This is a genomic window from Sulfurospirillum diekertiae (assembly GCF_011769985.2).
GTDB lineage: Bacteria > Campylobacterota > Campylobacteria > Campylobacterales > Sulfurospirillaceae > Sulfurospirillum > Sulfurospirillum diekertiae.
In genome coordinates this window covers 2,103,986-2,124,915 of sequence record NZ_CP039734.2, presented here as the reverse complement: position 1 = coordinate 2,124,915, position 20,930 = coordinate 2,103,986, and the positions used below count along the sequence as shown (strand labels likewise).

21 protein-coding genes are annotated in these 20,930 nt (G+C 39.8%); 11 read left to right on the top strand and 10 right to left on the bottom strand.

Annotation, left to right across the window (positions count from 1 at the left end):
* Positions 1-59: 59 nt before the first annotated feature.
* The 5 genes from gpmI (at position 60) to accA (ending at position 4,881) form a co-directional block, all read left to right on the top strand.
* Positions 60-1,556 carry a 2,3-bisphosphoglycerate-independent phosphoglycerate mutase gene (gpmI, locus tag FA584_RS10865; protein WP_167749469.1) on the top strand — a complete coding sequence of 499 codons (1,497 nt, stop codon included), beginning with the start codon at positions 60-62 and terminating at the stop codon, positions 1,554-1,556.
* A gap of 44 nt (positions 1,557-1,600) precedes the next feature.
* The gene (gene fabG, locus FA584_RS10860; protein ID WP_167749468.1) at positions 1,601-2,344 is read left to right on the top strand and encodes a 3-oxoacyl-ACP reductase FabG; all 744 of its coding nucleotides are present in this window, start codon (positions 1,601-1,603) and stop codon (positions 2,342-2,344) included.
* A gap of 77 nt (positions 2,345-2,421) precedes the next feature.
* Positions 2,422-2,652, top strand: a complete 231-nt coding sequence (gene acpP / locus FA584_RS10855) for an acyl carrier protein (protein WP_025345613.1) — start codon at positions 2,422-2,424, stop codon at positions 2,650-2,652.
* 72 nt (positions 2,653-2,724) lie between these two features.
* The gene (locus FA584_RS10850) at positions 2,725-3,933 is read left to right on the top strand and encodes a beta-ketoacyl-ACP synthase II (protein WP_167749467.1); all 1,209 of its coding nucleotides are present in this window, start codon (positions 2,725-2,727) and stop codon (positions 3,931-3,933) included.
* Positions 3,934-3,942: 9 nt separating this feature from the next.
* Positions 3,943-4,881, top strand: coding sequence for an acetyl-CoA carboxylase carboxyl transferase subunit alpha (gene accA / locus FA584_RS10845; RefSeq protein WP_167749466.1), 939 nt, complete (start codon positions 3,943-3,945; stop codon positions 4,879-4,881).
* 51 nt (positions 4,882-4,932) lie between these two features.
* Here the strand turns inward: accA and FA584_RS10840 are convergent, their stop codons facing one another.
* The 5 genes from FA584_RS10840 to mnmG form a co-directional block, all read right to left on the bottom strand.
* Positions 4,933-5,346 carry a hypothetical protein gene (locus FA584_RS10840; protein WP_167749465.1) on the bottom strand — a complete coding sequence of 138 codons (414 nt, stop codon included), beginning with the start codon at positions 5,344-5,346 and terminating at the stop codon, positions 4,933-4,935.
* Positions 5,347-5,425: 79 nt separating this feature from the next.
* Positions 5,426-6,295 carry a c-type cytochrome gene (locus FA584_RS10835; RefSeq protein WP_096046241.1) on the bottom strand — a complete coding sequence of 290 codons (870 nt, stop codon included), beginning with the start codon at positions 6,293-6,295 and terminating at the stop codon, positions 5,426-5,428.
* Entirely contained in the window at positions 6,292-7,557 is a 1,266-nt protein-coding gene (locus tag FA584_RS10830; RefSeq protein ID WP_167749464.1) for a cytochrome b, read from the bottom strand. The genes FA584_RS10835 and FA584_RS10830 overlap by 4 nt, the downstream gene beginning before the upstream one ends.
* 11 nt (positions 7,558-7,568) lie before the next feature.
* Complete coding sequence (gene petA, locus FA584_RS10825; RefSeq protein ID WP_087439237.1) at positions 7,569-8,075, bottom strand: ubiquinol-cytochrome c reductase iron-sulfur subunit; 507 nt, start codon at positions 8,073-8,075, stop codon at positions 7,569-7,571.
* 104 nt (positions 8,076-8,179) lie between these two features.
* Positions 8,180-10,051, bottom strand: coding sequence for a tRNA uridine-5-carboxymethylaminomethyl(34) synthesis enzyme MnmG (mnmG, locus tag FA584_RS10820; RefSeq protein ID WP_167749463.1), 1,872 nt, complete (start codon positions 10,049-10,051; stop codon positions 8,180-8,182).
* Positions 10,052-10,271: 220 nt separating this feature from the next.
* Here mnmG and FA584_RS10815 point away from each other — a divergent pair, with 220 nt between their 5' ends.
* From FA584_RS10815 to FA584_RS10805, 3 genes are read left to right on the top strand one after another with little or no spacing between them, the layout of a single operon-like run.
* Positions 10,272-11,000 (top strand): 5-oxoprolinase subunit PxpA, encoded by a 729-nt coding sequence (locus FA584_RS10815; protein WP_191342050.1) that lies wholly within the window; start codon positions 10,272-10,274, stop codon positions 10,998-11,000.
* The gene (gene pxpB / locus FA584_RS10810; RefSeq protein WP_167749462.1) at positions 10,997-11,680 is read left to right on the top strand and encodes a 5-oxoprolinase subunit PxpB; all 684 of its coding nucleotides are present in this window, start codon (positions 10,997-10,999) and stop codon (positions 11,678-11,680) included. The genes FA584_RS10815 and pxpB overlap by 4 nt, the downstream gene beginning before the upstream one ends.
* Complete coding sequence (locus tag FA584_RS10805) at positions 11,677-12,606, top strand: 5-oxoprolinase subunit C family protein (RefSeq protein ID WP_167749461.1); 930 nt, start codon at positions 11,677-11,679, stop codon at positions 12,604-12,606. Before pxpB ends, FA584_RS10805 begins: the two co-directional genes overlap by 4 nt.
* 15 nt (positions 12,607-12,621) lie before the next feature.
* Here the strand turns inward: FA584_RS10805 and FA584_RS10800 are convergent, their stop codons facing one another.
* Positions 12,622-14,598 (bottom strand): methyl-accepting chemotaxis protein, encoded by a 1,977-nt coding sequence (locus tag FA584_RS10800; protein WP_228447980.1) that lies wholly within the window; start codon positions 14,596-14,598, stop codon positions 12,622-12,624.
* Positions 14,599-14,855: 257 nt separating this feature from the next.
* Between FA584_RS10800 and FA584_RS10795 the strand changes: the two genes are divergently transcribed.
* The 3 genes from FA584_RS10795 to FA584_RS10785 are packed head-to-tail and all read left to right on the top strand — an operon-like array spanning position 14,856 to position 16,386.
* Positions 14,856-15,464 carry a riboflavin synthase gene (locus FA584_RS10795; RefSeq protein WP_167749460.1) on the top strand — a complete coding sequence of 203 codons (609 nt, stop codon included), beginning with the start codon at positions 14,856-14,858 and terminating at the stop codon, positions 15,462-15,464.
* Complete coding sequence (pgeF, locus tag FA584_RS10790; protein WP_228447979.1) at positions 15,428-16,141, top strand: peptidoglycan editing factor PgeF; 714 nt, start codon at positions 15,428-15,430, stop codon at positions 16,139-16,141. Before FA584_RS10795 ends, pgeF begins: the two co-directional genes overlap by 37 nt.
* The gene (locus tag FA584_RS10785) at positions 16,138-16,386 is read left to right on the top strand and encodes a hypothetical protein (protein WP_087439229.1); all 249 of its coding nucleotides are present in this window, start codon (positions 16,138-16,140) and stop codon (positions 16,384-16,386) included. The genes pgeF and FA584_RS10785 overlap by 4 nt, the downstream gene beginning before the upstream one ends.
* Positions 16,387-16,389: 3 nt before the next feature.
* Here FA584_RS10785 and tpx read toward each other — a convergent pair whose 3' ends face one another.
* The 4 genes from tpx to FA584_RS10765 form a co-directional block, all read right to left on the bottom strand.
* On the bottom strand, positions 16,390-16,932 hold the full coding sequence (tpx, locus tag FA584_RS10780; protein ID WP_087439228.1) for a thiol peroxidase: 543 nt from the start codon (positions 16,930-16,932) through the stop codon (positions 16,390-16,392).
* Between the two features lie 127 nt (positions 16,933-17,059).
* A complete protein-coding gene (locus FA584_RS10775) occupies positions 17,060-19,525 on the bottom strand; it encodes a diguanylate cyclase (protein WP_167749459.1) in 2,466 nt (821 codons plus the stop codon).
* Positions 19,526-19,600: 75 nt separating this feature from the next.
* Positions 19,601-19,792 (bottom strand): hypothetical protein, encoded by a 192-nt coding sequence (locus FA584_RS10770; protein ID WP_167749458.1) that lies wholly within the window; start codon positions 19,790-19,792, stop codon positions 19,601-19,603.
* 80 nt (positions 19,793-19,872) lie between these two features.
* Positions 19,873-20,838: an HD-GYP domain-containing protein gene (locus FA584_RS10765; protein WP_167749457.1), complete on the bottom strand. Its 966-nt coding sequence runs from the start codon at positions 20,836-20,838 to the stop codon at positions 19,873-19,875.
* Between the last annotated feature and the right edge of the window lie 92 nt (positions 20,839-20,930).

The following is a 20,930-nucleotide window of genomic DNA, read 5'->3' as shown; positions in this document are numbered from 1 at the left end:
AAATTTTTATAAAAGCAACATTTTAGTAAGATATTGCTTATAAGCTTATAACAAAGGGTATGATTTTGAAACCAAACGTTACGAAAACATTACTTATTATTACCGATGGCATTGGACACAATGTCAGTCAAACTGCCAATGCCTTTGCCATGGCACATAAACCAACTTACGATAAGCTTTTTAGCGAGGTTCCTTACACTCTTATAGCAACTTCAGGACTGAGTGTTGGTCTTCCTGAGGGACAAATGGGCAATAGCGAAGTTGGGCACATGTGTATCGGAAGTGGGCGTATTTTGTATCAGAACTTGGTGAAAATCTCCTTAGCTGCCAAAGATGGTTCTCTGGCTACTAATCCAGCCTTAACGCAGCTTTTACATGTAAAGGGTGCGATCCATATCATAGGGCTTGTGAGCGATGGTGGGGTGCATTCGCATATTGAGCATATCATTGATCTTGCAAAGATCGTGGAAGCGCAAGGAAAAAAAGTTTACCTGCATGTCATTACCGATGGTCGTGATGTCTCTCCAACCTCAGGCATGAGTTTTTTAGAACAACTTTTGGCTATTTGCAATGAAAATATTAGCATCGCTTCGATTTCAGGGCGTTTCTTTAGTATGGATCGTGACAATAGGTGGGAGCGAGTGAAAGAAGGGTATCGTGTGATGGTTGACGCGAAGCCAAAAGAAGCTTTACACGTAAAAGAGTATTTGCAAAGCATGTACGATAAAGGCGTTACCGACGAGTTTGTCGAACCGATGGCATTTGAGCCTTATGCAGGCATGCACGCGGATGATGGCGTCATCTTTGCTAACTTCCGAAATGATCGTATGCGTGAGCTCTCCCGCGCCATTGGATTTAAAGAGTTTGGAGAATTTTCACGCACGCTCAATGGTGTTGAATGTATCACGATGACCGAGTATGACAGTAGTTATCCGTTTCCTATTATGTTTCAAGCGGATGCACCCCAAAATACACTGTGCGATGTCATCTCACGTTCTGGTTTTACCCAATTTCATACCGCGGAGACGGAGAAGTACGCACATGTTACCTTCTTCTTTAATGGTGGCATTGAAGAGCCAAAAGTGGGTGAGACAAGACTGCTTGTACCAAGCCCAAAGGTCAAAACTTACGATCTGCAACCTCAGATGAGTGCTCCTGAAGTTGGGGATGTTGTTTTGACAGCGATGAATGAGCAGTATGATTTTATCGTTGTCAATTTTGCCAATGGCGATATGGTCGGGCACACGGGAAGTTTAGAGGCTGCCATTCAAGCGGTTGAAGCGGTGGATGTGCAACTTGGCAGATTGTTTGATAAGGCCAAAGAATTGGGTTATGCCGTTGTGCTTACGAGCGATCATGGAAACTGTGAGCAGATGTTTGACGCAAAAGGTGCTAAACTGACAAACCATACAACCTTTGAAGTATATGGTTTTGTGATGGATGAACGAGTACAACACGTGCAAAAAGGTGGACTCAACAACATCGCACCAACGATCTTAAAACTGATGGGTTTAGAAATTCCATCAGAAATGGATCAGCCGTTAGTTGTCTTTTAGTACCCACTTTGGGTAAATAATGAATTACATGTAAAAGGAAAAGAATGAAATTTAGCGGAAAAAATGTTTTAATCACAGGTGCAGCAAGCGGTATAGGTAAAGAGATTGCAGTGACATTGGCAAGCTATGGTCTTAAAGTATGGATTAATTACCGTTCGCGCCCTGAGTCAGCTGATGCTATCAAAGCAGAGATTGAAGCAAATGGTGGAATTGCAGCTGTGATTGGTTTTGATGTCGCGGATGAAGAGGCGTTTATTGAAGGGATTAAAACGATTGTGGATAGCGATGGTGAACTCTCTTATTTGGTCAATAATGCAGGTATTACGAATGACAAGCTTGCTATTCGCATGAAAAAAGAAGATTTTACCTCTGTCATTGATATTAACCTTACATCGGCGTTTATTGGATGTCGTGAAGCACTGAAAGCAATGAGTAAAAAACGCTTTGGTTGTGTAGTAAACATTGCTTCGATTGTCGGTGAGACAGGTAATGCAGGACAAGTGAATTACAGTGCAAGTAAAGGTGGTTTGATTGCGATGACGAAAAGTTTCGCACAAGAAGGCAGTGCCAGAGATGTGCGTTTTAATGCGGTGACTCCTGGTTTTATTGCCACAGAGATGACCGATAAACTGAGCGACGAAATCAAAGAGAGCTATACATCCAAAATCCCGCTCAAGCGTTTTGGCAGTCCAAAAGATATCGCAGAAGCGGTTGCTTTTTTACTCAGCGATAGTGCAAGTTATATTACAGGTGAAGTCTTGAAGGTGAATGGTGGTATGTACATGTAAAGGTGACTTTACATGTAAAAATTCAAATTAAAGGTTTTTTTGATAAAATAGTGGAAATTTTTTAAAGGAGCTAGTAAATGGCACTATTTGATGATGTAAAAGCGGTGGTTGTTGAACAATTAAATGTAAATCCTGACGAGGTAAAAGAAGATTCAAAATTCGTAGAAGATTTGGGCGCAGATTCTTTGGATGTTGTAGAGCTCGTTATGGCACTCGAAGAGAAATTCGACATTGAAATTCCTGACACTGACGCTGAGAAAATCGTCACTGTAAAAGATGCTATGTCTTACATTGAAGCACATAAATAATTTTATAACATACACAACCCGCTAAGGCGGGTTCTCCCCTTCCCACAAAAGATCACTAAAGAGGATAAAAATTTGAAAAGAGTCGTTGTTACTGGTATAGGAATGATTAATTCATTAGGTTTGGATAAAGAGAGTTCTTTTAAAGCTATCGTTGAAGGTCAATGTGGCATTAAAAGCATTAGTTCGTTTGACACAACCGAGCATACCGTAAAAATTGCTGGTGAAATCACCGATTTTGATCCGAATACCATTATGAACCCTAAAGAGGTCAAAAAAGCAGACCGTTTTATTCAATTAGGACTTGCAGCAGCGAAAGAGGCGATGGCAGATGCTAAATTTGAGAACTATGAGTCAGAGAGTTTTGGTGTGAGCTCTGCTTCAGGTATCGGCGGGTTAGTCGTCATTGAGAAAAACTCTGTGATTGTTAACACGGTAGGTCCTCGTAAAATTTCTCCTTTTTTTATTCCTTCCGCTCTTATTAATATGCTTGGTGGCATGGTCTCGATTGAATATGGTTTAAAAGGACCCAATCTCTCTTCTGTGACAGCCTGTGCAGCAGGAACGCATGCCATTAGCGATGCAACCAAGACGATGATGACGGGTGGTGCTAAAAAGATGCTCGTTGTAGGTGCTGAAGCGGCGATTTGTGCTTCAGGTATTGGTGGCTTTGCTGCCATGAAAGCACTCTCTACCCGTAATGATGACCCTAAAAAGGCTTCTCGCCCATTTGATGCAGAACGCGATGGATTTATTATGGGTGAAGGTGCAGGTTCTCTTGTTCTTGAACTTTATGAAGATGCTGTAGCCAGAGGTGCGCATATTTACGGTGAAGTTGTAGGATTTGGTGAGAGTGGCGATGCGAGTCATATTACCTCCCCAAGTTTAGATGGTCCACTTCGTGCAATGAAAGCAGCCTATGAAATGGCTGGGCGTCCAAAAATTGACTACATCAATGCGCATGGAACCAGCACACCAGCCAACGATAAAAATGAAACAGCCGCAATCAAAGAAGTTTTTGGTTCGAATGTGCCACAAATCAGTTCGATCAAAGGTCAAATTGGTCACTGTTTAGGTGCCGCGGGTGCTATTGAAGCGGTTGTCTGTTTGATGGCAATGCGTGATGGAATTTTACCTCCAACGATTAATTATGAAAATCCAGATCCTGATTGTGATTTAGATTATATTCCTAATGTGGCACGTAAATGCAGAGCAGAATATACCATGAGTAACTCGTTTGGTTTCGGCGGAACGAATGGCTCTGTAATTTTTAAGCGTGTATAAGGAATTCTAGTGGCGACTTATTTGGATTTTGAGAATGGTATCAAGCAGATTGATGAGGATATTTCCAATGCCAAAATCAAAGGTGATAGCCATGCTGTTGAGATTTTAGAAAAGACACTTTCCAAAGAGATTTCTAAAACCTATAAATCTTTAAGTGAATACCAAAAGCTACAACTTGCTCGTCACCCTGATCGACCTTACGCACTGGATTATATACGGGCTCTTTTACATGATAGTTATGAAATTCATGGTGATCGAAATTTTGCAGATGATGCTGCAATCGTCTCTTATATAGGCTATATAGGGACTCGCAAAGTCATTGTTGTAGGTGAACAAAAGGGACGTGGTACCAAAAATAAAATCAAACGCAATTTTGGTATGCCTCATCCTGAAGGGTATCGTAAAGCGCTTAGAATTGCTAAAATGGCAGAAAAATTCAATCTTCCTATCCTTTTTTTGATTGACACTCCAGGTGCCTATCCTGGAATTGCGGCTGAAGAGCGAGGTCAAAGTGAAGCGATTGCTAAAAACCTTTTTGAATTAAGTAAACTCAACACTAAAAGTGTCTCTGTGGTGATTGGAGAAGGTGGTAGCGGTGGGGCTCTTGCTATTGGAGTCAGTGATCGAGTAGCAATGATGCGTTATTCTGTCTTCTCTGTTATTTCACCTGAGGGGTGTGCTGCTATTTTATGGAACGATCCAGCGAAACAAGAAAGTGCTACCAAAGCGATGAAAATTACCGCTGAAGATTTACAGCAGTTAAACCTCATTGATGCTATTATTGATGAGCCTTTAATTGGTGCACACCGCGACAAAGAGAGTGCGGCAAAAGCACTTGGTGATTATTTTCTTAAATCATTAGAAGAACTTGATAAATTGAGCAACGAAGAGCGTATGGAAAAGCGTTATGAGCGTATTGTTTCCATTGGAGCGTATGAAGAGCGCTAAGAGATTTTTCTCTTAGCGTTTAAAAAGACTTTTTATTTCTGCGAGTTAAAACTACCAACCACGAACGAGAGTATGACAATCTGTACAGGCATTCACAATATCTGAAAAAGCGCTAAACGCTTTTCTAGGCTGCTGAACGGACAAATAGTACTTCATCTCTTTTGCTGCATTCTCGATTCGTTTTGAACTAATAAATGCTAAATTTTCCATCTGTTTTTTCCCTTCTGGCAAAAAAGCTTTGATAGCATTGCGGTTATCATACGTACTATTTTCTTTCTCGACTTGATCAATTCCATCTTGTACGAGTTTCATATTATTGTACAAAAAACCTTTTTGAATGTTTGCAAGACCATTTTCCATATTGAGCATAACGACTGCATTGATTTTTTCAATTTCTTCAGCTGCATTGAGAGAATAGACAAGAGATAGGGAAGCAAATAGCATTGTTATTTGAAAGCGTTTCATAATTTCCTCCTTTTTAAAAACGCCACCTTCATACCCAAAAAGGTGGCGTTACATGTAAAGACAATAGAAACAAAAACTCTTAGTGAACTTCTCTCCAGATTTTGACTTTCCAAAGATAAGCGAGTAAGGTAAAGAGCGCCATATAACCAATGAGTTTATACCCAAGATTGTCTCTTTCAGCTTTTTTACTATCACCCACTTTTTCCATATAAGCAATCACTTGGTTTTGTGCTTTTTCACTCAATCCAACGCGAGGCATAGACGTACCAGCCAGTTGTTTTTGTGGATTGTTGATAAAGGTTGTAAGATACTCAGCACCTTTAGAGCGAATCATCATGGAAAGATCCGGTGGAATGGTTCCCATATACGCTTTTAACGCATCTTTATCCGTCGTACTCATGATTTTGTCATACTTCATATCGTGGCATCTTTGGCATGCATCTGTGAAGACTTTTTTATCATCCATTGGAGCAACAGGAGCGATACTTTGAAGATACGCAACAATATCTGCGACTTCTTGATCTAAGTCTCCACCCAAGCCAAAGAATTGGATCATCGGATGAGGACGTGTCTCATTGAATTTATGTTCAACGTTAAGTGCCTTCGTTGGATTTTTAATGAGTGCTGCAAGGAAGTTTTTATCATAGATTGCACCGGCACTGCTAAGATCAGGTGGTACAACACCAAATGTTGCTGAAGCACTTGCATTGTCCATAGGTGCAGGCATACCTAAAGCACTAATACCATGACAGCCTGTACATCCCGCACTTAAGAAGGTTTCAGCACCTTTGGTAGCATCACCTTTTTTCTCTGATGCACCAAGATCTTTAAACGCAAAATCTGCAGGAGCAACATGAGGATGCATTTGAGAATGTGCGAATGGCTCAACGCCCCAATAAACAACAGCGGTAAAGAAGATTACAATCGCTAATATTTTTAACTCTCTCATTTGCAACCTCCATTAGTACATTTACAGTTTGCTTCCATTTTCGTGATAATTGGAAGAAGAATAAACAAGGCAAGAAAGACAATGGTTGCACCAAAGCCAACCCATGCATTGTTTCCTGTTGGAGGAAGTTTTCCATAAACCGTAAGGACAATCATATCAATTAAGAGTAACCAGAACCAGATGAAAAACGCAGGACGCTTATGCGCTGGTGCGGTATGCATAGGATTCCTATCAAGGAATGGAAGAAGCATAAAGATCACATTCGCAAAACCAAACGCGGCTAGACCAATTTTCATGGCAGGAACGCCTGCAATATCAAAGAAGAAACCACGAAGCACTTCATAACTCCACAAGAAGTACCACTCAGGGTAGATATGAGGAGGTGTTTTCATATTGTTAGCTGGCTCAAAGTTAATAGGATCCATCGCAAAGTCAAAGTGGAAACAGACCAAGTAGAAGAAGATGGTAAGGGCAACGCCTACAACAAAGAAATCTTTGGAGAGGAATACAGGCCAGAATGGAACCACTTTAGATTCAACTTTTTTACCATCAAGGTATTTTTTAGATTCAACATCAAAATTAAACTCTTCAGAATCTTGGTTATTGACGTGAGGCATTCTTAAAGAGTAGAAGTGAACGGCAATGAGTAAAAGAATAACCAATGGGAGTAGAAGAACATGGAGCATGAAGAAACGTGTCAATGTCGCATCAGCCACTAAGAAATCTCCTCTGATCCAAATAACCAAAGCATCACCAATAACAGGAATACCACCAAAAAGATTGGTAATAACTTGCGCTGCCCAGTAGCTCATTTGCCCCCATGGAAGCATATATCCACTAAAAGCTTCTGCTGAGAACATACCAAACAGTGCCATACCTGTAAGCCAGATAATCTCACGACCTTTTTTATATGAACCGTAATAGATACCCGTAAACATGTGAATGTAAATCACAAGGAAAATGACGGAAGCTGCAACACCGTGCATATGACGCCATAACCAGCCATATTCTACCTCTTGCATAATCGTATAGTTCACACTATCAAATGCCAGTTTAATGTCGGGTTTATAATACATTAAAAGGAAGATTCCCGAAACAATCAGAACCATAAAAAGAACCATTAAAACAACGCCCATCGCCCAAAGGAAGTTGATGTTTTTAGGAATCCAATACTCTGTCATCATCACTTTGATGAACTTATTGACGGCTAATCGCTGATCGAGCCAATCGATAAAGCCTGTCGCTTTTCTAATTTCTGCCACGTTTGTCTCCTTTACGCTTTCTTAGCTACCAGTTTTTTATACTCTGGTCCTTCTTCACCAAGAACAAGCTTCGCTCCATCTATTTTAAAAGGAGGAATGTCCATTGGTCTTGGAGGTGGTCCAAAAGTGTTGACACCGCTTGAATCAAACTCACCACCATGACAGGCACACTTAAATTGTTTGGATGCTGGCATCCATGTAGGAATACAGCCTAAGTGGGTACAAAGTCCTATCATCACTGCATAGGTACTACCACTTGCAACGATGTCCCGTTTCTCATTTTTGGGCATATCCGCACTTTTTTTCAAAATGAAAATCGGTTTACCCCTCCATTGGATCGTTTGGACTTCTCCCTCTTTCATCGGAGAGAGATCAACGGTGATGAATCCAGCAGATTGTACGCTTGGGAGTGGATCCCAAGTTTTTTTCATAGCGCCAAGGGCTATTACACCACCTGCCGCTGCAAAACCGCCGAATGCCATGCCTATAAAGTCTCTTCTGCTTTGTTCAACAGCCATTCTTTCTTCCTTTCGTGTAGTTTAATTTGTGACAATTTTATCGCATCTTATATTAAGAATCTATGACATGTGTCAAATTATTACAGATTTACGTCAATATTGCGTCAATTATTTTTTTTATTAGATATTTTAATATAAACATGTAATATATCCAGTGCTGCTGGTGTAATTCCGCTAATCTCACTGGCTGCAAAAAGAGTGGGAGGATTAAAGCGCTGTAATTTTTCCACTACTTCATTACTCAGACCAGAAATAGAACTAAAATCCATCATTGGTGGGATTTTGACATTGGTCATCTCTTTCATCGTATCGATTTGATCTTTCTGTTTTTCAATATAGTTTTTATACTTCGCTTCAACGAGAATCTGCTCTTTAGCCTCTTCACTAAAGGTACATACTATCGGTGCTAATTTTTCAAGTTTCTCAACACTGAATTCAGAACGTGCAACAATTTTTTGTAGTGACACTTTATCGGTGATGTTATCCTCGCCAATGCTCGCTAAGAAAGCATTGTTTTCATGAGAAGGCGTGAGCGTCATCTCTTCGAGGTATGCAAGACCTTCATTTAACTGCGACTGCTTTTTCACGACACGCTCATGGGTTTGCTCATCAATCAAACCAATTTTATAGCCATACGGTGTGAGCCTCAAATCTGCATTATCTTCACGAAGTAACAGACGATACTCGGCGCGAGAGGTAAACATACGGTACGGCTCTTTGGTTCCTTTTGTCACCAAATCGTCGATCAAAACACCGATGTAGGCTTCGTCACGTCTTAAGATTAAAGGTTCTTCATCACTGAGTGCCAGCGAAGCATTGATACCTGCCATTAAGCCTTGTGCCGCGGCTTCTTCATACCCTGTTGTCCCATTGATTTGCCCTGCACAGTACAGTCCAGAGATTTTTTTGGTTTCGAGTGTATGTTTTAGCTCGGTTGGCTGAACATAATCGTATTCAATCGCATAACCAAAGCGAACAATCTTTGCATTTTCCATTCCCTCAACCGAATGAATCATATCGAGTTGTGTGTCGGTTGGAAGAGAGGTGCTAAAACCGTTGATGTAGTATTCGGTCGCTTCGCGTGTTTGAGGCTCAATAAAGAGATGATGACGATCTCTGTCGCGAAAGCGGTTGATTTTGTCTTCAATACTAGGGCAATAGCGTGGGCCTACACCTTCAATTTGTCCTGTAAAAAGAGGGGCACGATGGAAGTTACTCTCAATAATCGTGTGGGTTTCTTCATTGGTATAGGCGATATAGCATGGAAGTTGAAAAGGTTTAAAGGTTGCGCGATCGGTTCTAAAACTAAATGGCAAAGGGTTTTCATCGCCTGGTTGTAGCTCCATTTTGGAAAAATCGATTGTTTTAGCATCAATTCTGGCACAGGTTCCTGTTTTTAGACGTCCCATAACAATACCCAGTGATTTGATTGAGTCTGAGAGTTTTATGGAAGGAAATTCCCCCACACGACCTGATTGGTGTTTATACTCACCTATGTGGATAAGACCTTTTAAAAATGTTCCTGTGGTAATAATAATTTTTTGTGCATGGTAGTGGTTACCCATTGCTGTAATCACACCGGTTACTTTGCCATCTTCGGTGACGATTTCTTCAGCAACTTCTTGAGCAACACTCAAATTTTCAGTGTTTAAAATGGTTGTACGCATGTAGATACGGTATCTATCCATATCAATTTGTGCGCGACTACCTCGAACAGCGGGTCCCTTTGAAAGATTAAGCGTTCTAAACTGGATTCCAGCAGCATCGGTAGCAAGCGCCATTTGACCGCCAAGTGCGTCAAGTTCTTTGACCAAGTGTCCTTTAGCAAGTCCGCCAATGGCAGGATTACAGCTAGCAGCTCCAATTTGCTCGGCTAAAATAGAAATCAAAAGGGTTTTGTGCCCGAGTCTTGCAGACGCTAAAGAGGCTTCAATACCTGCATGTCCACCACCGATTACAATAACATCATATTTCATAATACTAATACCTTCAATATATACATAATTTATATCATTATACTACGAATTGACTGTATATTAAATTGAGGAAATAAAACTAAATTAGTGTCTTTGGGAGTGAAATAAGCTTTACATGTAAAGCTTATTTTTTATCATTTGATTATTTATTGACCTTCTTATTTTACTCGAACTGTGATACCATATTTCAAAAATTATTTTTCTCATGTAGGAGAACAGAATGATCAAATTAAATTGTGATGCAGGCGAGAGCTTTGGTTCTTGGAAAATGGGTTTGGATGAAGCCATTATGCCTTATGTGGACATGGCAAATTTTGCCTGTGGGTTTCATGCGGGAGATCCTGTGATTATGGATCGTTCTATTAAACTTGCCCTAAAACACGGCGTTACCATTGGGGCGCATCCTGCGTATCCTGACTTAGTAGGCTTTGGTAGGCGCAGTATGGTCTGCTCACTTGAAGAGGTGGAGTCAATGGTGATTTACCAAATTGGAGCGCTTCAAGCTTTCGTGACGGCTAATGGCGCCACGCTTTCGTATGTCAAGCCTCATGGGGGACTTTACAACGATATGATGAAAGATGAGCGCATTTTTAGAGCCGTAGCAACCGCCGTAGCACGGGTGAATCCAAAATTAAAATTGATGATTCTTTCCATGATCGATACGTCCAAACAAGAAGCCATTGCCAAAGAACTTGGCTTGGAGCTGATTTATGAAGTGTTTGCCGATCGTGCGTATGATGAGAGTGGACTTTTAGTTCCACGCACGCAAAAAGGTGCGGTACTGCATGATGTTAAAGCGGTCATTGAGCGTTTAAAACTACTTCAAAAAGAGGGCGTACTTGAGACCCTCTCGGGTAAAAAGATTGCTTTAAGAGCCGATACCTTGTGTGTGCATGGTGACAATGAAGAAGCCGTTACTATGGTAGAAACGCTTAGGAAAAGCATGTGAGTAGGGTCTATAAAATTGCCTCAGAATCTTCTGTTATTGTCTATTTTGGAAGCACCATAGACCCTGCCATTTCGCAAGAGGTGCAAAAAAGTTATTTGGCTTTAAAAGCGGAAAAGTGTGAAAGTTTTTTTGAGATTATTCCTTCTTACGCATCTTTGATGGTCAGTTACGATGTGATGCAATTTGATTTTGATGGGGTATGTGAAAAACTAGAAACGATTATTCATCATGCCGAAGAAATTACGATGAACGAGCCTAAAATTATCACCATTCCAACGTATTATGGGGTTGAAGTCGGGCTTGATTTAGAACTTTTAGCCAAAGAGAAAAATCTTACAGTTGAAGAGATTATCGCTTTACATGTAAAAGGGATGTACAGTGTTTACGCCATTGGTTTTGCCCCTGGATTTGCCTATTTAGGTGAGATTGATGAGCGTTTAGCCACATCACGTTTAGCCAGTCCAAGGAAGGCGGTTCCCAAAGGGAGTGTTTCCATCGCTGATCGTCAAACAGCCGTTTATCCAAACCAAAGTCCTGGAGGCTGGAAGGTTCTGGGTCGAACTCCAACGGCGATGTTTGATGCCTCCTATGATGGACTTTCACTGTTACATGTAGGTGATCAGGTACGCTTTGAGTCTATTTCCAAAGCGGAATTTTTGAAACTAGGAGGCAAGCTATGAAGGGCTTTTTAGTTGAAAATGGTGGTGTTCAAAGCTGTATTCAAGATGCGGGGCGCAGAGGTTTTAGCGACATTGGTCTGACACAAAGTGGTGCTATGGATGAAATGGCATTTGGATATGCCAACTTTTTGGTGGGTAATGATTTTAATACGCCATCCATTGAGATAGCTTTAGGTGGAATCGCCCTTAAAGCACAAAGTGAGATGTGCATAGCCATTTGTGGTGCGACTATGCACCCAAAACTCAATGGTCATACCATTGGCTTATGGCAAGTTCATCAGCTTAAAAAGGGAGATACACTCTCCTTTGGATTTGCCAGTGAAGGGCAGTTTGCGTACCTTGCCGTAGCAGGTGGTTTTCAAACGCCTCACCTTTATGGTAGCTTCTCAACCAGCATTAAAGAAGGGCTTGGAGGCATTGAAGGAAGGAAGCTTAAAACGGGCGATCAACTTCCCACATCTGGAGCGCGTTGTCCGATGGATCGTCGAAAATTGGAGAAGCAGTTTATACCGCATTACCCAGAGGAGATAACTCTTCGTTTAGTGAAAGGCTACCAAGAAGCAATGTTTGATGCCTCGTCCCAAGGAACATTTTTTAACAGTGTTTATACCTTTAAGGGCGAGGGCGATCGTATGGGGTATCGTCTAAGCGGTGAAAAAGTGGTACCCAGTGCCACGGGAATTCTCTCTGAACCTATTTGCTATGGTGCGGTACAAATCCCAAGTCATGGTGAACCCATTGTCCTTTTAAAAGAGCGTCAAACGATTGGGGGATATCCTAAAATTGGCTCTGTCATTGCTGTGGATTGTTTTAAACTGGCACAGCTTAAGGCAGGTGGACGTGTGAGGTTTAAAGAGGTGAGTTTAGAAGAGGCAAGAGCAACTACGCTTGCCTTTTATCGTTTCTTTGGACAAAAGGGAGTGTAAAAACACTCCTTTATTTTAGGTTCTAAAGTTACCCAAGACTTGGTTGAGCTTTTCAGTCAGGTCACTTAAGTGATCCGTCGCACTACTGACTTCTTCCATGCTACGTGTATTACTGATCGTAATCGTATTGATCACTTCAATTTTAGTGACAATGGCATCGACTTTTTTACCGGTTTCAATGTAATCATTCACTGTATTTTCACTTGAAAGTGTTGCATTATCCATAATCACCGCTGTTTCATGAATATTTTTTTCTGCCTCAGAGGCAATGACAGCGAGTGTTTCCATATTTTTTGAATTGCTCCCCATATGGTCGCTTGCATCATTGATGGATTGGACAATGACATTGATGGTGGCATTGATCTCAGTAAGGCTTTTTTGAGTGCGTTCAGCCAAGTTTCTAACTTCATCCGCAACGACGGCAAATCCGCGTCCATGCTCTCCTGCTCTTGCTGCTTCAATGGCGGCATTTAATGCTAAAAGATTGGTCTGATCGGCAATGTCAGAGATAACCGTCAGAACCCCTTTGACTTGGTCAGCATCATTACTCAGCTGTAAAATTTGACGTGAAAGTTCAATTTCAGTCGCCGCATTGGACTGCACTTGATTTGCCATTTTAACGATTTGATTTTTTGCATTGACAAGCTTAGAATGTGCTTCGGCGATCTCTTCTTTAGACTTTTGAGCTTTTTGAAGTGAGCGTGAAAGTTCTTCTTTGATGTTGATGGACATTGTGTTGGTCTCATTGACAATGGAAGATGTCTCCTCTGCGCGTTTACCTACTTCAAGTGCCGTTGAACTGAGTTCATTCGCAACAGAAGCATTTTCAGTGCTGGCTGATTTTGCCATGCTAACCGTATTGCGTACTTTGTCTATGAAAAGATTGAACGCTTTGGATGCAAGCCCTATCTCATCGCCGCTGAGGACATCCATTTTTTTGGTTAAGTCACCATCTCCGCTGGCAAGATTGTCCGCTCGTTCTTTGAGTTCTTTCACAGGGTCGATAACGGCTTTTTTTAGGGTAATTACGAGCATGGCCATAATCAGCATAGTAATCACTGACATGGTGATAATAAGTTTCACTAAAACGTATTGTGCTTCGTGTACGGCTGATTTAACCGCATCTATTTTTTTAGCGATGAGAACCTCTCCAATTCGGTTACCTTCAAAACTTTTGATTTCTTGGCGAACGATAAAAAAGTTTGGCGTTGAAAAAGAGTGTCCTTGTGCTTCCAAATTTAAATCTTTAATTTCGTTAAAAAGTGCCATATCGGTAATCTCTTTAGGTTGGGATAAGGCAGTGTCTTTTGCTAAAAGAGCATCTTTGGCATTGGCGCTTAGGTCAAGATGTTTTTTATCGGTCAAGAAAATAACACTGGCATCAAGGTCGTGTTTTGCCATCTGAACGATATCATCAAATCCAAGGATAAATTCCACAGAACCGATATACTCGCCTCCTTCATTTAGTACAGGAGCAAGTCCTCGCGCTGACATACCCGCAACACCCATTTCAATAGCATACATAGGTGTCTTAGTCTCTTTGACTTTTTTGATGCTTGGTCTAAAGGAAGAGAGGTCATCGCCAAATTTATTGGGGCTCCATTGTCTTAAAAAGCTTTTAATATCTTTAGTATGAATATGAATTTGAGGATTTTTACTGCCGGCATTGCTTGTAAAAGATTTGACAATATCATTGAGCCCTTTAAGTGCAGATTTACGATCACCCGTTTCTAGGGCATTGAGTACATTGTCATTACTTCCAAGTACGATGGCATTCGTAAGGCATACCTCTTTTTTGGTATCTAATTGGTTGGCAATGTAAACATCTAAGTTTGTTTTTTCTTTCGTATAGACATTGCTTTCAATATCTTTAATACTCAAATATGAGGAAAAAAGAATAAGAATAAAGCCAATCACTAGCCCTCCAAAGAGAGGAACGTAGATTTTCTGCGAAATTGTCCAGTTGCCCATCGTCAAATCTCCATATGTCATTTTAGATCATTATACTAAAACCACCGCATTTTTAAGGTTAAATAGCTTCTTATTACATACAAGTTGGTTATTGAAATACATACTATCAGGAAAAGAAGGGGAAAAAAGGGGGAAGAGCAAAATTTAACTCAGTTAGATCTGAAATCTCATTGGCGATAAAACGTCCATGGTTTTGAGTGGATATGAATCTTTTTCCTTAGGCAAGTTCAATACTAAAAGCGTTATAATAAAATCATAGAAATATAAAAAGGTTAAGTATGTTTACAGGTCTCATTCGCGAATTTGCAGAAGTCAAAAGCTATTCTAGTAACATTTTAACGCTTCGTGCGACCTATAAGCCTAAAATTGGTGACAGCATTGCCGTTAATGGTGCATGTTTGACCGTTATCCAGCTTTTTGAAGGTGGTTTTAGTGTGGAACTCTCTTTGGAAAGTAGGTCTTTACTTGCCGTTGAAAACCTGAAAGGGAAAGTGCATATTGAGCCAGCTCTTGCCCTAGGTGATCGTCTTGATGGGCATATGGTTCAGGGGCATGTGGATTGTGTGGGTGTGATAGAGCATTTAAACCAAAGAGAAAATGGGCTCGATATCGAAGTTAGCATTCCTGAAAAACAGATCACGTTTGTGATTCCTAAAGGAAGTATTACCATTGATGGCGTGAGTTTGACGGTCAATGATGTCAGCAAAAAGAGTTTTCGGCTAACGATTATTCCTCATACTCTCGAAAAAACATTGATTGGGAGTTATAAAATCGGACGTAAAGTTAATGTTGAAACCGATATGTTTGCACGGTATCTTTACCATATGTTTCAAAAAAAAGATGCGCTTGATTGGAACGGAGTCGATCGTATTATGGCGATCTACTGATGCAGTATCGTTTTACAACGAGGTTTGGAGGCGTCAGTCAAGCGCCCTTTGATAGTCTTAATCTCGCTTTACATGTGGGTGACGATCCTTTACATGTAAAAAAAAATAGAGAACTTTTACAAGAAAATATGGGCGTTTCCAAACTGGTTTTTATGGATCAAATCCATGGCGATAAAGTGGTCTTGATTGAACATGGTGATGAAGAAATGCCAACCTGTGATGCGATGATTACTGAGCACCCTGATATTGCCCTGTGTGTTATGGTTGCAGATTGCATTCCAATTTTATATTACGATGCAGTTCATCAAGCCATTGGTGTCGCACATGCGGGACGTGCGGGTAGCCAGTTGAACATAGGACAAAAGTGTGCATTGGCTATGCAAGAAGCGTTTGGTACACATATGCACGAGCTGCGTATTTTTATGGGTCCTTCAATTCATGCGTGTTGCTATGAAGTGGGTGAAGAAGTGATTACAGGGTTTGAAAAATTTGTACATATCCAAGATAAAAAGTATTTTTTAGATTTACAGCACTACAATCGTGACGTCTTCTTGGAACTTGGCATTAAACCTGAGCATCTTGAAATTTCAAAAGAGTGCAGTTGCAGTAATCATAATTATTTTTCGTACCGAAGAGATAAAATAACAGGACGTTTTGCAGGAGTCATTGCACTATGATGCGACAAGGATTATCGCAGTATCAAGCTGTACAGAAGAGCGCAACAACACTTGAGCATAATACTGTTTTAGAAAAAATTATTGAAAAAGCAGCACTCTATGACATTGCTTTTTTACAAAATAGAGCTTTGATGGAGACGATCTTGGATTTTCCTGAAAAGAGTGTTGATGTAAAGATGATTTTAAAAATGGAGGAACTCCTCTTGTGGCTTTCACAGACACAAGAAGGAGCAGGAATGAGTTAAGCGTTATTTTGCACCACAGCCGCAGTGATGTGCTGGAGCTGCTGTCTCTTTAAGCGCGCATAATGCTGCTTCATAGTTTGGTTCTTCCGTAATTTCTGGGCAAATCTCTTTATAAACAACTTTACCACTTTTATCGACAACAAAAATAGCTCTTGCACTTAATCCTTTAAGTGGACCATCTGCAATTAGAACACCGTAAGCGTTTGCTGTTGCTTTTTCTCTAAAGTCACTGCCTACTTGAAGGTTTTCAATGCCTTCTGTGGTACAAAAGCGTCCCATTGCAAAAGGAAGATCCATAGAAACAACAACAACTGTTGCATCTTTGATCGCAGCAGCTTTTGTGTTAAAGGTACGTGTCTCTTGTGCACAAACAGCCGTGTCTAAAGAAGGTACGATGACAATGATTTGTGTTTTATCACTTGGTCCACCGATAGTAAGTTCACTTAAATCTTTTGCGACGACTTTAACGATTGGAGCTTTGTCTCCGACGTTAATTTCTTTACCTGCAAGAGCGACTGGATTGCCTTTGAGTTTGGTTGATGACATGTGTGTCCTTTTTTAAAAATATATGAAAATTATAGCCAACTCGGATAAATAAACTCTTAATTAAAGAAGTTAAACTCAAGAAGTTCAACTCTTATTATAAACGGAAACCTAAAATATCGATCAAAATCTATTTTAAGATGATTTGTACTTGGTTTCTGCCATTGCGTTTTGCCCGATAAAGCGCTTCATCAGAGCGTTTAATGATGTCAAAAATTTCGTTATCCCCCTTTTGTATGCTACTGATACCAATACTGACGGTAATTTTTGGAAGTTCTTGAGTGCCGACGATTGTGGTTGTATTTTGAATGCTTTCTCTAATTTTTTCGGCAAGGGTTGTTGCCCCTTCAAGCGTTGTATTTTGAATGCAGATACAAAATTCCTCTCCACCAATACGACCAAAAAGATCACTTTGCCTGATGATCTCTTTAATCGTATGGCAGAAAGATTTGAGCACTTCATCTCCTATCGCATGACCGTAGGTGTCATTAACCTGTTTGAATAGGTCTATATCTAAGGAAAAAATATAAAGTTCTAGGTTGTTACGCTTAGATGAATAAAAATATTGTGTTGCAAGAAGGAAAAAATGTCTGCGGTTATCTATTCTGGTCAGTTCATCCGTATTGGCAAGTTCTTTAAGTTTTGAATTGAGTAAGGTGAGCTGATGGGTTCTCTCTTCTACTTCATGCTCTAAAGTCGCATTAAAATTTCCAATCTCTATGGCATGTTCGCGTAATTTTTTATTGAGTCGTTGGATATGCATTATAAAGAAGATCGCCATGATAAAGGGAATAAAAAGCCCTAAAAAAAAGTATTTGTATTTTAAAAGAGCATCTGTGAAGGTATAGGGCTCTTTCTGGTAGGGATAGATATTAAACTCTTGCATCAACGCATGGACTTTTGAGTTATCTAGAGGAGTCGTCAATCGAAATTCTTGTTTGTTTTTTGGTTTTGAGGAAAATTTCAAAAGGGTGCTAAGCACTTCATTGGTAAGGTATTCTGAAGCATGAGATGTTTTGGCAAGTACCCATTCTGGATAAAGCTCGGTACTAACAAGAAAAGGAAAATCAGGATACTTCTTTGCATGGAGAATTTTAATATCGCTCAACGAGATAAGATTGTCTTCTTGCATGTTTTCCAATACATCGGTTCGAATGATACCGGCGTCAACACGACCTTCAAGAACAGCTTTGACTACGTTAGCATGTGTGCCAAAAAAGAGAATATTTTTTTCTAATGAGGGCATACCGATCTCTTTCATCCCTAAGAGATAACCACCAAATGAGCGTGGTGAAACGGCACCTATTTTTTTCTCATGGAGATCATTGAATCGTTCAATAGTGGCATCAGCTTTGGTGAAAATGACACTGCCATATTCACTGTAGAAGTGATTTTTGTAGCGAGGGCTTATTGTTGCAATTTGACTGATTCCATAGGCTTGTGATAGTTGAATGGAAAACATTGGATTGGTAATAATAAAGTCTAAATCACCGTGTTGAATTTTTTTTTCCATCTCTTCAAATGAAAGGGGTATGATGACAAATTGATGGGAAGTAAAAAGGTCACTGAGGTATTGTTCGCTATTACTCCATGTCTTTGGCATGATTTCTTGGTCTTCCCTGCTTGCTAAAACACCTATTTTTACGATATCTTTGGCAAAATGGAGAGGGTCAATAAAACCTTCTAGCGAATGGATGTTTTGCAGCATGCCGCTTCTTTTATAAACATTACGAATAGCTTCAACTTTTTCAGGTTCTAGTGTCCCATAAGGTTTGTCATCATCAAAAGCAAGCTTTTTGAGCGTCTCTCCTTCATAAATCAGCGCTTCTAAGCTTTTGTTTTGGGTATTGTATTTTTCATAAATGAGCTGTGCTGTTTCAGGAATATGCTCAAATGCCCATTCCCATCCTTGTTTGGTTGCTGTGTAAAAGCGTTTTGCACGCTCTTTATGCAAGGTAAGTTCATCTTCTGACGTGAAAAGAATGTCACCATAAAAATTAAAACCATATTCTTTCGGATTTAAAATGGTATAGGGAATATTTTGTTTAGAAAGGGTAAAAGGCTCATTTGAGATATAACATGCCATGGCATCAATTTTGTGTTGAATGAGATCTTCAATATTGAAAGAGGGTTCTTGTACAAAGATGTCTTCCACTTTGACACCATGACTTAAAAGCATTGAAATCATGGATGCAGAATTTAATTTATCAAGACTCATCATAATAGTGCGATTGAAAAGGTCTTGTGGTGTTTGAATCGTGGGATTGGTGGTAATAAGAATAGAAGGGTCATATTGAAAAAGAGCCATAAGTGCAACAACGGGTTTATGATTGCTACGGTCAATAATGAGAGAAGATCTTCCGATGCCATACGTGCTCTTTTTCGCAAGAACTGCATCGACAACATTGAGCCCTTTTTGATACTCTTTAATGGTTACATTGAGATCAAGGTCTTCATAAAAACCTTTTTCTTGTGCAACGTAAAATCCTGCGGATTGGAATTGGTGCAACCATGTAAGTTGTAATGAAATAGGTTCACGATGATGATTTGCAAAGAGTGTTATGTAGAAAAATAAACAAAAGATAAGTGCCCGCATTGACAACTCCTCTTGAGTATGACCAAAGTTAATTTTATCATAATCCCACTAAAAGAAGGTGACGGGAAAATGATTTTACATGTAAACAATAGGCGCGATTCCTTTTTCACAATAGCACTTAAGATATAAGGCTATCTCTTCTTTCATAGGTGTTTCAAGTTGGTGGGATTGAGTGATTAGTGTGTCTAAAAGAGTCTCTATTTCTGCGGGTGTTATGGACTCTTTGGTTGCGTTATGCAGTTGTGTCAGAAACGTATTTGCAATCATTAAAATAGATGTTTCTAAAGGAATGAAAGTGTTTTGTTTTGTTTGGTATGTTTTTTCCTTGCAGTGTTGACATCATCTCTTTATAATAGGATGAAATAATTTTTGGTAATATAATCAAATCCCTTAATTTGGCGCAAAATAATCTGTGTATCAAATCCTTGTCGCCTGATTTTAATCTGCTCGTCATCGCTTAAAGAGGTGCTCTTTTTAAGAATGGCATCAGGAATTCTGAGTTTCCCTAGATTTTGAAATAAAGCGGCAAGTTCAATTTCATCTTGCTCCCCAATTGATAAATGACATAACCCAGCAATCGTGCGTGCTAAAGAAGCAACCATCAAGGATTGATGTTGGTTTGAATGATCTTTGGCGTCAACAATGTTGGCAAACATACTGGCGATGCTTTTTAATAGACTAAAATGTACCGTTTCTATTTTTCCTTTTTCAACCCATTCTTTGAAGTAGTAGTGTAGTGGATCTGATTCTAAATAATGCCAAAAGAAATCCGTATGAGAAAGCTCTATAAAGGCTTCACATAGTTTTGGTGCAAATAATTCTGGAGTATATGTACGGATAATGGAGCGAATATACTCTTTTTCTTGAGATAAATGGGCTCCAAATTGTGAACGAAGAGCATCGATACGATCACTTAAATAGATAAGATTTGCATAAAGTTTTATATCGTTATCAATTTGAGGTAAAAAGTGTTCCCAATGGGTATGATGCAAAGCAATGATGTCTGAAAATTCAGTGTAAATTGGAACGCTTTGAAGTAGTTTAGCCCCTCGTTCACTGTGAATTTGAGAATCTTCCCAATCAAGATTATTCACAATAGAGTTGTGCACATCGGTTAATGAGACCCCGCAATCATGTAGCATTGCCATGAGCATAATTTTGTCTAATTTGGATTGTCTCAATCCTAGATTTTTGCCTATTTCATAGGCTATGTAGGCAACGCGTTTACCATGATGTATATCATTGATGCCAACATAATCAAGTGCTTCCGTGAGAACATATGTCACTTCTCGTAGATTAAGCTGATGGTACATACTGAAGTCTCCTTACAATTCCTTTTACGGTTTAAATTATAGAGCGCTACTGTTGTAACGGCGTTATATTTGTTATAATCACGCTTTGCAAA

Bases quoted from the DNA above. Each gene is read 5' to 3' on its own strand.
- gpmI (WP_167749469.1), top strand. From the start codon at position 60: ATGATTTTGAAACCAAACGTTACGAAAACATTACTTATTATTACCGAT.
- fabG (WP_167749468.1), top strand. From the start codon at position 1,601: ATGAAATTTAGCGGAAAAAATGTTTTAATCACAGGTGCAGCAAGCGGT.
- acpP (WP_025345613.1), top strand. From the start codon at position 2,422: ATGGCACTATTTGATGATGTAAAAGCGGTGGTTGTTGAACAATTAAAT.
- FA584_RS10840 (WP_167749465.1), bottom strand. From the start codon at position 5,346: ATGAAACGCTTTCAAATAACAATGCTATTTGCTTCCCTATCTCTTGTC.
- FA584_RS10835 (WP_096046241.1), bottom strand. From the start codon at position 6,295: ATGAGAGAGTTAAAAATATTAGCGATTGTAATCTTCTTTACCGCTGTT.
- petA (WP_087439237.1), bottom strand. From the start codon at position 8,075: ATGGCTGTTGAACAAAGCAGAAGAGACTTTATAGGCATGGCATTCGGC.
- mnmG (WP_167749463.1), bottom strand. From the start codon at position 10,051: ATGAAATATGATGTTATTGTAATCGGTGGTGGACATGCAGGTATTGAA.
- FA584_RS10815 (WP_191342050.1), top strand. From the start codon at position 10,272: ATGATCAAATTAAATTGTGATGCAGGCGAGAGCTTTGGTTCTTGGAAA.
- FA584_RS10805 (WP_167749461.1), top strand. From the start codon at position 11,677: ATGAAGGGCTTTTTAGTTGAAAATGGTGGTGTTCAAAGCTGTATTCAA.
- FA584_RS10800 (WP_228447980.1), bottom strand. From the start codon at position 14,598: ATGACATATGGAGATTTGACGATGGGCAACTGGACAATTTCGCAGAAA.
- FA584_RS10795 (WP_167749460.1), top strand. From the start codon at position 14,856: ATGTTTACAGGTCTCATTCGCGAATTTGCAGAAGTCAAAAGCTATTCT.
- FA584_RS10785 (WP_087439229.1), top strand. From the start codon at position 16,138: ATGATGCGACAAGGATTATCGCAGTATCAAGCTGTACAGAAGAGCGCA.
- tpx (WP_087439228.1), bottom strand. From the start codon at position 16,932: ATGTCATCAACCAAACTCAAAGGCAATCCAGTCGCTCTTGCAGGTAAA.
- FA584_RS10775 (WP_167749459.1), bottom strand. From the start codon at position 19,525: ATGCGGGCACTTATCTTTTGTTTATTTTTCTACATAACACTCTTTGCA.
- FA584_RS10770 (WP_167749458.1), bottom strand. From the start codon at position 19,792: ATGATTGCAAATACGTTTCTGACACAACTGCATAACGCAACCAAAGAG.
- FA584_RS10765 (WP_167749457.1), bottom strand. From the start codon at position 20,838: ATGTACCATCAGCTTAATCTACGAGAAGTGACATATGTTCTCACGGAA.